Consider the following 13,026-nt stretch of genomic DNA (forward strand, 5'->3'; position numbering starts at 1 on the left):
GTCATAGCATAACTCAGACAGAATGTTATAAAATATCTCTTATATACCATTAAACCCATTATTTACTGTCAAAATAACTGGGGTTCATACTGATTTTCTTAATTATAGAACGGGGGAGCTTTTTATAATTCTTCCCTGCAAGATATCCCATATATTTATAGCCACTCTCTGCAATCAGACTTGGAAGCAGGTAAAATCTGCCGCTTTTTAATAAATAAGCAGAGGTCTTGAGCACCATTTTCTTTCCTTCATTCTCAGATTTAATTCCGGAAAACACTTCTGGAAAATCAGTTTGTGAAACTGCAAGGTCAAAGTTTCTTTTAAACTGTTCCTTACAGGTGTAGCTATGGGAATGATATACCTTAGCCTCCGATGTATAAGCTATGGAGTACCCTGCTTTTATAATTCCGGCAGCCATTATCATATCTTCGTTGAAAATAGTTTTTTTAACAAACCCGCCAAGTCCTTCATAGACTTCTCTTCGGTAAGCCGCACAGACATTAGAACAGAAATAGGTTTTAATACCAAGCTCCGGAAGATCAGAAAGGCTTTTTGTGGAGCTTACTTCGGGATAATTAAACTTTCTCGTGTAGCTTTCAATAATCCCGGCATCTTCTCCAGGCAGTTGTCTGCCATAAGCCGCTGCTATTTTAGGGTCTGAAAAAGCAGCTTTCATATTACTGATAAGATGTGTATCACTTGGAACAGCATCCTGTGTCATGAACATCAACAGGTCAGCAGTTGATAAAGATGCCCCGTAGGCCCTGGTTGCTCCGTGATCGAAATCTTTCTTGCTGACTTCTATAAAGTCAATGTGAAAATTGCTGTCCTCCAGTTCCATCGCATAAGTAATATATTCCTGGCCCGGTTGATTTCTTCTGTTATCTCTGTCTTTTTCCTCTTCCACCGTCTGCAACAGAATAATTCTGTCAGGCTTGTCCTTCTGCTTCTTAATACGTTCAATAAGATGTTTGAATTTTATATCCGGTTTATATACCGGAATAATAAGGTCCAGTTTCAAAGTTCCTGCTTCTTCCTCTATCTTAATATCTGTGTTTTCCATGTCAGATATATCCTTTCTACCTGTACTTAAATCTAATTACTTATATCATTATTGTGCTTAAATCTGACTGCTTTATAAGCAATTCTATGCTTAAGTCTGACTGCCTGCTTTATACTGCTTTACTGTGCTTTAGTCTGACTGCTTTATATTGCATTTCTTTTCTTATGTAATTGATATATATCATACTCATCTATTGTTTCATTTGTCAAGGAATTACCTGTTTACTTTTAATAAATAATTAAGTACAAAAAAAGAAGCTGTCAGAATTCTGGTGAATCAAACAGCTTCTAGTTCTTATTTTAATCAATTATTAGTTTTCCGGCTTGGTACCTAACGTAATATCCAGGGTTTTCTCTTCATATTTACCATTTACAAGTGATTGTACCTTAATAGTACCAGTAGAGCCTGCCTTGGAATAACTTAAAGCCTTCTGCAGATCTTCCATGGAGCTTACAGTAACATTGTTAAGGCCAACGATAATATCTCCTACCTGTAAGCCTGCTTTAGCAGCGGCAGAGTTATCTTCTATCTCACTTACATAAACACCTGTCGGCATATTAAAGCTTTCAGCATAGTCCCCTGTGTTCTTACCAAGTATACCAAGATAAGCACTCTGAGTACTGTCAGTAGTAGTACCGTTTACCAGTTCATTGATTACCGGAATAGCATCACTGATGGGAATGGAATAACCAACACTTTCTACGCTTTCATCCACATATTTAACAGAATTGATTCCGATTACTTCACCTTTGGAATTTAACAGAGCTCCTCCGCTGTTTCCGGGATTGATGGCAGCATCTGTCTGGATTAATTTAAAGGTAATATTATCAACGGTCACTTCTCTATCCAAACCACTGATATATCCAACGGTTACGGATTGACCATAGCCTAAGGCATTTCCGATTGCTATAGCCATTTCACCAAGCTTTAAGGAAGAAGAATCACCTAAGGTTGCTACCTTAATATTATCAATTGTTCCTTCAGGAAGATCACTAACCTTTACAGAAACCACTGCAAGATCAGAACCTGGTGCAGTACCTTTTATTGTAGCTGAGGCTGTTTTACCATCGTTGAATACAATTTCAACTGCAGTAGCTCCTTCTACTACGTGATTATTAGTGGCTATTAATATCTCGTTATTATTCTGTCCAATAATGATACCGGAACCGCTGCCTTCTTCCTGCTGATTGTACTGTCTGCCAAAGAAATCAGAAGTAACCTGGTTGATGGTGGAATTAATAGCCACTATAGAGGGCATTACATTTTCAACTACAGTTGATACCTCACTGGAGGTATTAGAACCGGAGGTACTACTTGTTTCTATGGTTGTTACCCCATCAGCACCAGTACTGTTATCGGTTGCTACAGAACCTTCTTTTACAGCATTATTGCTGCCTGATGTCAATGTATAGTATCCCTGGAAAGCAGCTCCTGCTACCAGCCCGAATACCAAAGCAGAAGCTACCAGTTTCACAAACCCTTTTCCTCTGCCTTTTTTCTTTTTCACTTTTTTAGGAATATCTTCTGTGAAGACTCCCTGACCTTCAATAATTTTATTGTCATTCTCATAGTTAAATTCACTCATAGCTATTCTCCTTTCAACTTCTGCAATCTATTTTATATGTTGTTTTCTTTGTTATGAGTAAAGTTTAACATTAAAATATGTTTTATTTGTGTAGAGAAATTGAAAAAAATATGAATTACATAAGTTATTCTAACCTTTACCAACCCTAAAAATAGCTGATAAATCCTTTTGCTTTAATGGAAAAGCTGAACAAGCATTACTTATGTAATTATCCTTTAATAATTACCTAGTATCTTAAGACTTATGGCTTCTTCGTTGATTCCAAAAAGTGCATTTCTAACACCCGGGTCCTTTAGATTTCCTTCAAAATCAACAAAGAAGCGGTATTCAAAGTTCTTTCCCTCTAAAGGTCTTGATTCAATCTTCGTCATGTTCAGATTATTATAAATAAAATGAGAAAGCATGTTATACAACGTGCCGCTTTCATGTGGTAATTCAAAACAGATGCTGAGTTTTCTTGCATTTTTCTTATATTTTTTCTCTTTACCTATTATGATGAAACGGGTTGAATTACTGCTTTCATGGTTTACCTGTTCTTTTAATATCTTTAAGCCATAAACCTCCGCTGTCTGTTTCCCCGCAAGTGCTGCCTGGGTAATATCACCGTCAGCCAATACCTTTTTCGCTCCGTCAGAGGTGCTGGCACATTCCGTAGGTATCATCTGGGGATTTGCTGTAAGGAATTTCTGACACTGCATAAGTCCCTGGGGATGGGAGTACACTTTCCTGATGTCCTTAAGGTCTGCATTCCTTAAACCCAGTAGCGCATGGTCGACCTTTAATATATATTCTCCCATAATAGAAATGTCATACTCCACCAGAAGATCATAAATATCAGTAATTCCTCCCGTTGAAGTATTTTCAATAGGCAGAACACCATAGTCACAGATACCGTTGCTTACTTTCTCCATAACCTCTTTGAAAGTACCTGCATTTTCCTCTGCCGCCTCCGGTCCGAAATACTCTCTGAAGGCCTGTTCCGTATATGAACCTTTTGCTCCGAAGCAAATGACTTTTGTTTCAGGGGTTACGTCTATATCCTCTATTTCCGTAAAAGGAATGTCGCTGTCCTTTTCACTGATCAGACTATATTGCATTTTTCTGCTCATGGACATTATCTGTGTAAAAAGCTCCTCTACCCCATGCCTGTTAAATTCATTGCCGGCAAGAGCTTTCAGTGCTGTAAGCTTTGCTACTTCACGCTCCTTGTCATAGACCTTTTTACCTGTCTGAATCTTATACTCCGCCACATCCTGTGTCAGTTGCATGCGGTATTCAAACAAACGTACCATTTCCTTATCCACTCTGTCAATTTCATTTCTGCTATCCTGCAAATCGATCATAGGAACCTCCGTTTATTTATATTTCAATTCTTTTGTATTTAAAACCATTGATTAAAGTATTAACCAAATGTTTTATTAACCTCTTCTCTCACTTCATTTAAAAATGACAAGGACCCAAAGGCTATGATAGCGTAATCCTCTGAATTTAATTTATTCGCTGCAGCCTCTGAACTTATAAGCCCTAAAGCACTATGGATGTCACCTGCATCCTCAGCCAGATAACCAAGTTTTAATGCTTCCTCCTGTAGCTGTTTTGAAGGCAGGCCTCTTGGGCCAGGCGGGGTTATGCAAAAAATCATACTGCTGCAATCAGCTGTATGACGCAATACCGCTTGATAATCCTTATCTTTGAACACTCCCATAATATAATAAAGCACCTTTCCCTGTAAATAGGTCCTTATATTTTTGCCAAGGGCAAGGGCTGCGTCAGCATTGTGAGCTCCATCCAGTATAATAACAGGTTCGTCTTTTATACGTTCAAACCTGCCTGGCCAGGATGCATCCTGTAAACCTTCACGTATGTGGTTTATATTTATAGTATAACCGTTACCGTTTAAGGCTTCAATTGCTAAAATTGCTGTTACAGCATTATACACCTGATTTACTCCAAGCAGTTTTATTGAAAGTTCTTTATTCTCTTTATAATCAAATTCAGTACCTTCCATACCCATTCTGCGGATATTAATTGCAGAAAAGTCTGCTATGGTCAGATCTGCCTTTTGAGACTGACTGACCTGCTTAATCACTTCTTCCGCTTCAAGTTCCTGCTGGTAGGATACAACGGGTATTCCCGGTTTGATAATACCAGCTTTATGGCCTGCAATCTCCCCCAAGCTATTCCCCAGATACTCCAGATGATCCATACTGATAGAGGTAAGAACGGCACACTTTGCAGTAGGTATTATGTTGGTGGCATCAAGGCTCCCTCCCATACCTGTTTCCAGTACAGCAATATCACATTTCTTCCTTCGAAAATATATAAATGCCAGTGCAGTCTCAATTTCAAAAGAGGTAGGGTGAGCCATTCCTGCCTTTACCATTCTGGCGCAAGCCTCCTGAATCTGTTCCATACAGAAGGTATAATCCTCTTTTTCTATAGAGGTTACCTGAACTTTAGTTCCTGTCTCCGGTTGTATAGAGGTTGTCTGAACTCTACTTCCTGTTTCCGGTTCATTAGAGGTTGTCTGTACTCTGGTTCCTGTCTCCGGTTCATTAGAGGTTGTCTGTACTCTGGCTTCTGTTTCCGGTTCATTAGAGGTTGTCTGTACTCTGGCTCCTGTTTCCAATTGATTATGCTCCGGCAGGAGTGTCCAGGATGCATGGTTATTCTTAGACACCTCTTGAACTGTAAGCAATTGTATAATTTCTTCATAGGCAAATACTGCTGGAGAAGAAAAACGTCCGGTTAAATATCCTGCCTTTGCCAGAATCGTTGCTATATAGGTGCTTACTGAACCTTTACCGTTGGTGCCGGCAACATGAACAAAGGCCATGTCTTTTTCAGGCGAACCAAGTTCCTTAAGAAGCTGACCAATTACCGTAAGACCAGGCTTACTGCCTATTCTCTTTGTATTTTCCAAAAATTCCAAAGCACCATCATAGTTCATTTATTTTTCCTCACATACCTGGAATATATAAAATTTTAAGTAATAGGATTCATCAGCAGCCCAAAGTATAGGGTGATCGGGAGCCTGGGTACGGTATTCAACCTGACGAAGCCTCTTTCTGGCACTCTTAGCCGCTTGTCCGATGGTCTCAGCAAAGAGCTCAGGTGTCATGAAATGAGAACAGGAACAGGTAGCCAGATATCCTCCGTCCTTTATAAGCTTTAAAGCACGAAGATTAATTTCCCTATATCCTTTCACTGCATTCTTTACAGAGTTTCTGGACTTAGTAAATGCAGGAGGGTCAAGGATTACTACATCAAACTTTTTCCCTTCCTGTTCGAGTCTTGGAAGCAGCTCAAAGACATCTTCACAGATAAAATGTACTCTGTCACTCAATCCGTTAAGTGCTGCATTTTCCTCTGCCTGGCTGACCCCCAAAGCGGAAGCGTCAACTCCGGTAACACTGGCTGCTCCTGCAATTCCTGCATTTAAAGCAAAAGATCCTGTATGGGTAAAGCAGTCTAATACCTCCGCCTCAACGCACAGCTTCTTGATTGCTTCCCTGTTGTATTTCTGGTCCAGAAAGAAGCCTGTCTTCTGTCCTTCTGCGACATCCACCAAATATTTAACACCATTCTCAACAATTTCAACTTTTGTGTCAAAGGCCTCTCCAATAAAGCCTTTAACTCTTTCCATCCCTTCATTGTCACGAACTTTTGCATCACTTCTTTCGTAAATTCCTCTTATTTCAACTCCATCTGCTTTTAAAATTGCAGTTAATTCCTCCAATATATCAGATTTTAACCTGTCAATTCCTAATGCTAATGATTGTACCACCAGTATGTCAGAGAACTTATCAATTACTAATCCCGGTAGAAAATCCGCCTCTCCGAATATCAGACGGCAACTGCTTGTGTCCACTACTTTTTTTCTATATTCCCAGGCTGCTTTAACACGCATTTTAATGAAGTCCCTATTTATCTCTTCATCTTTTATTCTGGATAAAATACGAACTGTTATCTTGGATTTCCTATTTATAAATCCACAGCCCATATAATATCCGTCAAAGTCATGCACATGTACCAGATCTCCGTCAGTAAATTCACCCTCTATAGTATTTATCTCATTATCAAAAACCCACATTCCACCGGCTTTTAATGTTCTTCCTTCGCCTTTTTTCAAGGTTACAATTGCCTTTTCCATGTATTTCTCCTGTCTTTTGCTTTTGTCAACAATTATAACATAGTAATGAAGAAAGTCAAAGTGTCTGTGGGGAAGTAGGTTGGGTAAGTTTGAGGTCGTGGCGGTGTACGATGATTTGGTTTAATGATTATTAATCATAACACTGATACATTCACTATGGATTTTAATTAGTCCAATTTTAGCTTACAAGGAGCCTATTAAGATTTGAATACTTTGAATAGTTTTAATTATTTGAGTTTTAATTATTTGAGTTTTAACTATTTGAGTTTTAACTATTTGTATTAGCTTTTTAAGGATTATGAATTATACTTTCGCCTTTAACGCTATCAATAAATGTTATTATATGATATAATACTAAAGATATAAACGTGAAAAGCTCTATTTCCATGGGATTTCAGGTAAATAACACAAATCAGAAAGAACGAATGTGCCTATGGAAAGGTATTAGAAGTCCTTTTCTCTATATATTTTGTGCTGTATTATAAAATAGATTGTCTGTGCGCAGCGAGTTATCTGTTTTATAATATGCCTAGCGCAAAACGTGCAGAGAATTAGGACTTCTTATATCTTGGAATTGAAACTTGAGTTTTTTCTGAATTGCCTGATTTACCGTCCCTTGTGATAAACTGACGTTCTGACCGACGTTCTTGACTGACTTTATGAATAACTCGGAGGTTCTACATTATGCTCAAAGGTATAATTTTTGATATGGATGGTGTTATTATTGACAGTGAGCCTTCTCATGCAATGGCAGCTTTAGATGCTTTGAAGACTCTCAATGTTTCTGCAACTCTTGATTATCCTTATGGTTTTATAGGCTCTACTACAGAACATATGTTGAAAACTATGATTAAGGACTTTGATTTAGATATTTCTGTAGATGCTTTGCATATGCTTTACAAGGACTGTTTAGCTTCCCGCATAAATACAGAGGGTTATATTCCTGTTCCTTTTGTGCAGCAGCTTATTAAACATTTGCATCAGAAAGGGTTTTTACTGGCTATTGCTTCCTCGTCTACACCGGAAGAAATTCAGGCCGTCACAAAAGCACTCGATATTTATCCTTACTTTACCAAGCTTGTCAGTGGCGCTACTGTAGCTAATCCTAAACCTGCACCGGATGTTTTTCTTAAAGCCGTTAATGAGCTGGGGTTAAGATTAGACGAGTGTATCATTATTGAAGATTCTTTTAATGGTGTTAAGGCAGCTTGTACGGCAAGAATTCCGGTTATTGGCTATGTTAATCCGAATTCCGGTAATCAAGATCTTAGTAAAGCTCAAATACTAATTGAAGGCTTTGAGGAGATTGATGCGCCATTTCTTAACAGGGTTTATCAGAGATATCATAATATTCCCCTTACTATAACAGATAGTAACAGACTTTTAATAAAGGAAATACCTCTTGAAGATATTCCTCTTTTATTAGATATTTACCGCAATCCTTCTGTTAATGAATTTTTGCCTGAAATACAGGCAGCTGCTCTTAACAGTCTTGAAGATATTACGGAAAAGCATAAAGCTTATATTGGTTCCATGTATCACTTCTATGGTTTTGGTTTATGGGGTGTTTATTTAAAGGAATCTGGTCGTTTAATAGGACAATGTGGTTTTGAACAGCATTCGATTGAAGGTGAAGATGTAATTGAACTTGGGTTTTTATTGGACAGTAAATATCACGGTAGTGGCTACGGAATAGAAGCAGTTACGGCAGTAATTAATTATGCTTTCAGCAGCCTGGATATTAACTTAATCAGCGCTTTGACCAATCCACTTAATCAGGCTTCCATTTGTCTATTGTTAAAGGCAGGATTTCAATATGTAAAAACAATTTTAAAAGATAAAGAAGAGTATAGCTTGTATACCTTAGCCAAATAGAATAACCAAATCCATAAATTTTTTATCGGAGATGATTTAAGAAATAAATTAATGGAACTGTCATAAAACAGTTCCATTAATTATAAAAATTAAATCCCAAAGTTTAATGCATCTCAACTGTTATCTCGTTGTACCGTTGGTTGTTGTTCCATTTGTGGTACCATTGGTTGTTCCATTTAATGCATCCCCAACATCATCTGCTGCATCTTTCGCACCGTTTTTAATATCATCAGCTGCATTATTTACATCATTTCCTATGGTATTACCTGTACCGTTTGTTGTTCCTGTAGTACCATTGGTTGTTCCGTTTGTTGTTCCTGTAGTACCATTAGTTGTTCCAGTTGTACCATTTGTGGTACCGTTGGTCGTTCCGTTTGTACCATTAGTTGTTCCGTTATTATAATCAGTAGTTGTGTCATTGGTGCCATTACCGGTATCATTGTAATCTGTAGTGCCGTTTTTAGTTCCTTTGGTTGCAGAATTATTATTGTCATCAGTAGTAGCACAACCTGTAAAGGTTAATAATGTGAGACAGCATATTGAAAATAACAGGCATAAACTTTTTTTCATGATAGTCCTCCTATAAAATGATTTAATTTTACGCATTTAGTATCTCACATACGCTTGAAATTATTCCTTTACAAATTATTCAAACTCTGTCATATTACTCCTAAACCGCATTGGCAGGTTATTTCTTTGCAAATTTTTATTTTCACGTTCTTTGATTGATATTGTTCGAAAGAAGGCTTTCCACATACTATCAATACTTTCTTCTCTTTCAGAAACATTTTTTATCCTGTCTACATCTAACATGGAACCATCGGTATAAAACCACTCTTTGTTTTCTCCATGTACGATTGCTGTGTTCCTATTTTCATCATATATTATAAAGTTTTCCTGACATAATCTGTCACTAAAATGAGGTGCTAATATGCGTATTACATCATTTTTAGGAGCTAGTTTAGCAACCAAAATCCCTTCTTCTATTTCTTGAAATCGCAGAAAGCCTTTTAAATGGTGAGCTTCATTGGATACATTACGAGTCAGTTCAAAAATTCTCATAACATATTTATTATGAAGCTGATCTACAATCCCTTTTCCAACAGAAAAACCTACTATTAAGAATCGATAGATATCATCTCCTCTGGACAGTTCACAGGAACAGGCTGCACTGCAGATTAATTCATAAGCTTCTGACGATATTTTTTCATAAACCGCTTTAATGACCTTTGCAATTTTTTCTTCAGAATTTTTTACAACTATATATTCTGTGAATAATTCCATATCCCCTTGATTATCACCTGAGAGTATACGGATTTCATTATTTGCATGTCCGTTTCTGCTGCTCCAGGCTTCATATACAGCTGTTAATATGCCTTCTAAACTATCTTCGCAATGGTATACTTTCTTTTCACTCATAATTACACGCAATGTATATCGTTGTTTTACCAGCGATACCGCCACAAATAAAAACGGTGAAAGAAGCTTGTGTGGCAACCTTTCAAAATTAATTTTTCTTTCACACTCAAATAGCTGGTACTTTACATAGTAATGAATATTCGTCCCAGCCTATCATCCTAACCCGGAAAGAAAATTCTCTTGTGACAGACTTCGAAAATCTGCATTGGCAGATGTAAAATCCGCATTATCAAATAGTGATAACTGTTTATAAGCAGATGCCGCTTCAATTCCTGCAGGAAGTTTTTCTTTTACCTGTAAGAGCATGCTGGTTATATAATTCTCTTCTATCTTAACCGGGTACATCATCCTGCCGTTGCAGGTGATAAAATATAAGGCCCGCTTTAAGACTACACCTATCTTTTTAAGGTCATCAAAGGTCAGATTCGCTGATTTTCTAGCCCTGACAATTCTCTGGGCAGACTTAACTCCAACTCCAGGAATTCTAAGAAGAGTATAATAATCTGCTTTGTTCACCTCCACCGGAAACTGCTCCAGATGCCCCAGAGCCCAATTACATTTGGGATCCATAAGTGTATTAAAATTAGGCCTGTTCTCTGAGAGCAGTTCCGATGCCTGAAAACCATAGAACCGAAGAAGCCAGTCAGCCTGATACAAACGATGTTCTCTTAACAGAGGCGGTCCCTGGGTCAGGGCAGGCAGGTTACTGTCATCATTTATACTAATATAGGCAGAGTAAAATACTCTTTTTAAATCGAACTTCTGATATAAGGCTTCAGCTACAGAAATAATCTGATAATCACTTTCCGGTGTTGCTCCGATTATCATCTGGGTGCTTTGTCCAGCCGGAACAAACCCTCTGTTGACAGTCGGAGGTTTTATCAGACCAAAGGAGGTTTTAGAATTATCTGCTGATACAATATCACTTATATCAGGTAAAACGATATTTGAGGTCGTTTGGGCCTTTGCTGCTGTTGAAAGATATCTCCCGCTATCATAACCTTCCTCTTCTGTAAATGGTATCCTGTTAAATACCGGCATCCCTCTATTCTCAAGTCTGCCTATTTGTATCTGTTTCATTGGTTTTAATATATTCTTACGGGTCTTATTAGGCGCAAGCATCTTAAGGCTGTCCGCTGTTGGAAGCTCCAGATTAACGCTCATTCTATCTGCATACCAGCCGGTCATCTCTACTATAACCGGATCTGCACCCGGTACTGCCTTACAATGGATATAACCGTTAAAGTGATACTCCTCCCGAAGCATTCTTAATGTTTTGAGCATCTGCTCCATGGTATAATTGGGGCTCTTCAACACTCCTGCACTTAAAAAAAGACCTTCAATATAATTTCTTCTATAAAATTCTATGGTTAGATTGCATATCTCCTCAGGTGTAAAGGTTGCACGCAATACATCATTGGATGCTCTGTTCATACAATATTTGCAATCAAAGATACACTCATTGGTAAGCAATATTTTCAGAAGTGAAATACACCGACCATCAGCTGAAAAGGTATGACAAATACCGCAGGCTATAGAGTTTCCAATTCCTGTACCGCTGCCATTTCTGTCTACTCCGCTGGAAGTACAAGCCACGTCATATTTTGCTGCATCTGAAAGTATTTCAAGCTTCTTCTGCACTGTCATATTTTCCTGTATTACGATACTCATGGCTACCTCCACAAACATTTGTTTGTATCAGTTTAACATAGATTAAATCATTTTTCAAGAGTTTTACGAACAAATGTTCACCATTTTATACTCTCTCACTTTTATTCTTATTTATAACCAGGGCTACTGAAAAATATGCTGCTGCAAGTAAAGCATTCATGCCAAGCATGGCTGTAATATTTTTTATACTTTTCCAGTCAGAAACAAAAAAATCGTTTACAGTATAATTAACCTTACTCAACCAATAAACTGGTGTAAATTCTGCTGAAAAAACAGCCATATCCTTCATATTTGTTATATCCGCTCCAAAATCCCCATTTAATAAAGCAATGAAAGCAGTAAGTAAGATAATTAAAATTACATTGATTTCATAACGAAAGGCCAATGCCGTTATGATATAGCATATTCCGAGGATACATAGCGAATAGATCAGAAAATTAATAAGGTATATTGCCAGATTCCATTCCAGTATTATATCCGGTTTAATCAGAAACATTATTAAAAATATAATAACATTACATACCACTACAAATAAAGTATTATCCTTTAACAGTTTAAAATTATTATTAAGTGATGAAAGGGGGGCTAAATCGTGCCTTTTTCTGACACCTGGTTCACCGTAGTAACTACTGATTCTGCCAATCACAAAAAACATTATAAAAATAAGCAAATAGGCAGCATCTTTTATATACCTGTTGAGAAAAAGGTTATTCTGATACCGAAGATCCTCTTTTTCTAATATTACTGATGTTTCATTTCCCAAAGCGCGATCAAGCTCCTGCACCAAATCCACAGGGGATATTTCCTTATTTGCTGCCAAAATCTTTCCTGCTGCAGCCAGATAACCATTTAATAAATCCTTTAAAGGCAGATACTCTACATTACCGGTTCCCGCAATATTAACAGAAGGATTTCTGCCCTCCATAAAATGCCTCTGATAATCCTCCGGAATATCTACCACATAGTCATATTGTATAGATGAAAGGTAATCCAAATAAGAGATATCCGAATTGGAAATAACAAGCTCTGAATATCTGCTTAAATACTTTATCAGTCCTGTAGTTACAGTGCTCCCCATATCTCTATTGATAATTAATATATCAGCCCTTATACCGGCTGAATTTCTGCCGCTGGTATTGTTATACTCTCTATACAGTATAAATACTACAAAAAGAATCAGTAAAAGAACAGGTATCAATATGGATTTTCTCAAAAGCTTTACATATACCTTTGACACAGCAGTTATTTCCTTTCTGATTT

General features: G+C 37.5%; 10 protein-coding genes. 1 reads left to right on the forward strand and 9 read right to left on the reverse strand.

What is annotated here, in order from left to right; genetic code table 11:
- Positions 1 to 58: 58 nt before the first annotated feature.
- The 5 genes from BR73_RS0120580 to BR73_RS0120600 form a co-directional block, all read right to left on the reverse strand.
- On the reverse strand, positions 59 to 1,063 hold the full coding sequence (locus tag BR73_RS0120580) for a glycosyltransferase family 2 protein (RefSeq protein WP_033167800.1): 1,005 nt from the start codon (positions 1,061 to 1,063) through the stop codon (positions 59 to 61).
- Between the two features lie 310 nt (positions 1,064 to 1,373).
- Complete coding sequence (locus BR73_RS0120585; RefSeq protein ID WP_033167801.1) at positions 1,374 to 2,648, reverse strand: trypsin-like peptidase domain-containing protein; 1,275 nt, start codon at positions 2,646 to 2,648, stop codon at positions 1,374 to 1,376.
- A 215-nt stretch (positions 2,649 to 2,863) separates the two neighbouring features.
- Positions 2,864 to 3,991, reverse strand: coding sequence for a prephenate dehydratase (pheA, locus tag BR73_RS0120590; RefSeq protein WP_033167802.1), 1,128 nt, complete (start codon positions 3,989 to 3,991; stop codon positions 2,864 to 2,866).
- Between the two features lie 59 nt (positions 3,992 to 4,050).
- A complete protein-coding gene (locus BR73_RS27735; RefSeq protein ID WP_051685450.1) occupies positions 4,051 to 5,598 on the reverse strand; it encodes a Mur ligase family protein in 1,548 nt (515 codons plus the stop codon).
- Positions 5,599 to 6,801, reverse strand: coding sequence for a class I SAM-dependent rRNA methyltransferase (locus tag BR73_RS0120600; protein ID WP_033167803.1), 1,203 nt, complete (start codon positions 6,799 to 6,801; stop codon positions 5,599 to 5,601).
- Between the two features lie 684 nt (positions 6,802 to 7,485).
- On the opposite strand from BR73_RS0120600, the gene BR73_RS27740 reads away from it, so the two are divergent.
- On the forward strand, positions 7,486 to 8,676 hold the full coding sequence (locus BR73_RS27740; protein ID WP_051685451.1) for a GNAT family N-acetyltransferase: 1,191 nt from the start codon (positions 7,486 to 7,488) through the stop codon (positions 8,674 to 8,676).
- 120 nt (positions 8,677 to 8,796) lie between these two features.
- Here the strand turns inward: BR73_RS27740 and BR73_RS0120610 are convergent, their stop codons facing one another.
- The 4 genes from BR73_RS0120610 to BR73_RS0120625 all read right to left on the reverse strand — a co-directional run bounded on the left by BR73_RS0120610 (position 8,797) and on the right by BR73_RS0120625 (position 13,003).
- Positions 8,797 to 9,246: a hypothetical protein gene (locus tag BR73_RS0120610; protein ID WP_033167804.1), complete on the reverse strand. Its 450-nt coding sequence runs from the start codon at positions 9,244 to 9,246 to the stop codon at positions 8,797 to 8,799.
- Positions 9,247 to 9,321: 75 nt separating this feature from the next.
- Entirely contained in the window at positions 9,322 to 10,095 is a 774-nt protein-coding gene (locus BR73_RS0120615; RefSeq protein ID WP_033168788.1) for a TIGR03915 family putative DNA repair protein, read from the reverse strand.
- A gap of 153 nt (positions 10,096 to 10,248) precedes the next feature.
- Entirely contained in the window at positions 10,249 to 11,766 is a 1,518-nt protein-coding gene (locus tag BR73_RS0120620) for a putative DNA modification/repair radical SAM protein (protein ID WP_033167805.1), read from the reverse strand.
- Positions 11,767 to 11,851: 85 nt separating this feature from the next.
- Positions 11,852 to 13,003 (reverse strand): ABC transporter permease, encoded by a 1,152-nt coding sequence (locus BR73_RS0120625; RefSeq protein ID WP_156034863.1) that lies wholly within the window; start codon positions 13,001 to 13,003, stop codon positions 11,852 to 11,854.
- Between the last annotated feature and the right edge of the window lie 23 nt (positions 13,004 to 13,026).

Origin of the sequence: Clostridium sp. KNHs205 (assembly GCF_000702945.1) — a bacterium.
In the GTDB taxonomy this organism is placed as follows: Bacteria; Bacillota; Clostridia; order Lachnospirales; family Lachnospiraceae; genus Anaerocolumna.

Excerpts from the sequence above, each read along its gene's own strand:
- BR73_RS0120620 (WP_033167805.1), bottom strand. The coding sequence starts at position 11,766 with ATGAGTATCGTAATACAGGAAAATATGACAGTGCAGAAGAAGCTTGAA.
- BR73_RS27735 (WP_051685450.1), bottom strand. The coding sequence starts at position 5,598 with ATGAACTATGATGGTGCTTTGGAATTTTTGGAAAATACAAAGAGAATA.
- pheA (WP_033167802.1), bottom strand. The coding sequence starts at position 3,991 with ATGATCGATTTGCAGGATAGCAGAAATGAAATTGACAGAGTGGATAAG.
- BR73_RS0120615 (WP_033168788.1), bottom strand. The coding sequence starts at position 10,095 with ATGAGTGAAAAGAAAGTATACCATTGCGAAGATAGTTTAGAAGGCATA.
- BR73_RS27740 (WP_051685451.1), top strand. The coding sequence starts at position 7,486 with ATGCTCAAAGGTATAATTTTTGATATGGATGGTGTTATTATTGACAGT.
- BR73_RS0120585 (WP_033167801.1), bottom strand. The coding sequence starts at position 2,648 with ATGAGTGAATTTAACTATGAGAATGACAATAAAATTATTGAAGGTCAG.
- BR73_RS0120610 (WP_033167804.1), bottom strand. The coding sequence starts at position 9,246 with ATGAAAAAAAGTTTATGCCTGTTATTTTCAATATGCTGTCTCACATTA.
- BR73_RS0120600 (WP_033167803.1), bottom strand. The coding sequence starts at position 6,801 with ATGGAAAAGGCAATTGTAACCTTGAAAAAAGGCGAAGGAAGAACATTA.
- BR73_RS0120580 (WP_033167800.1), bottom strand. The coding sequence starts at position 1,063 with ATGGAAAACACAGATATTAAGATAGAGGAAGAAGCAGGAACTTTGAAA.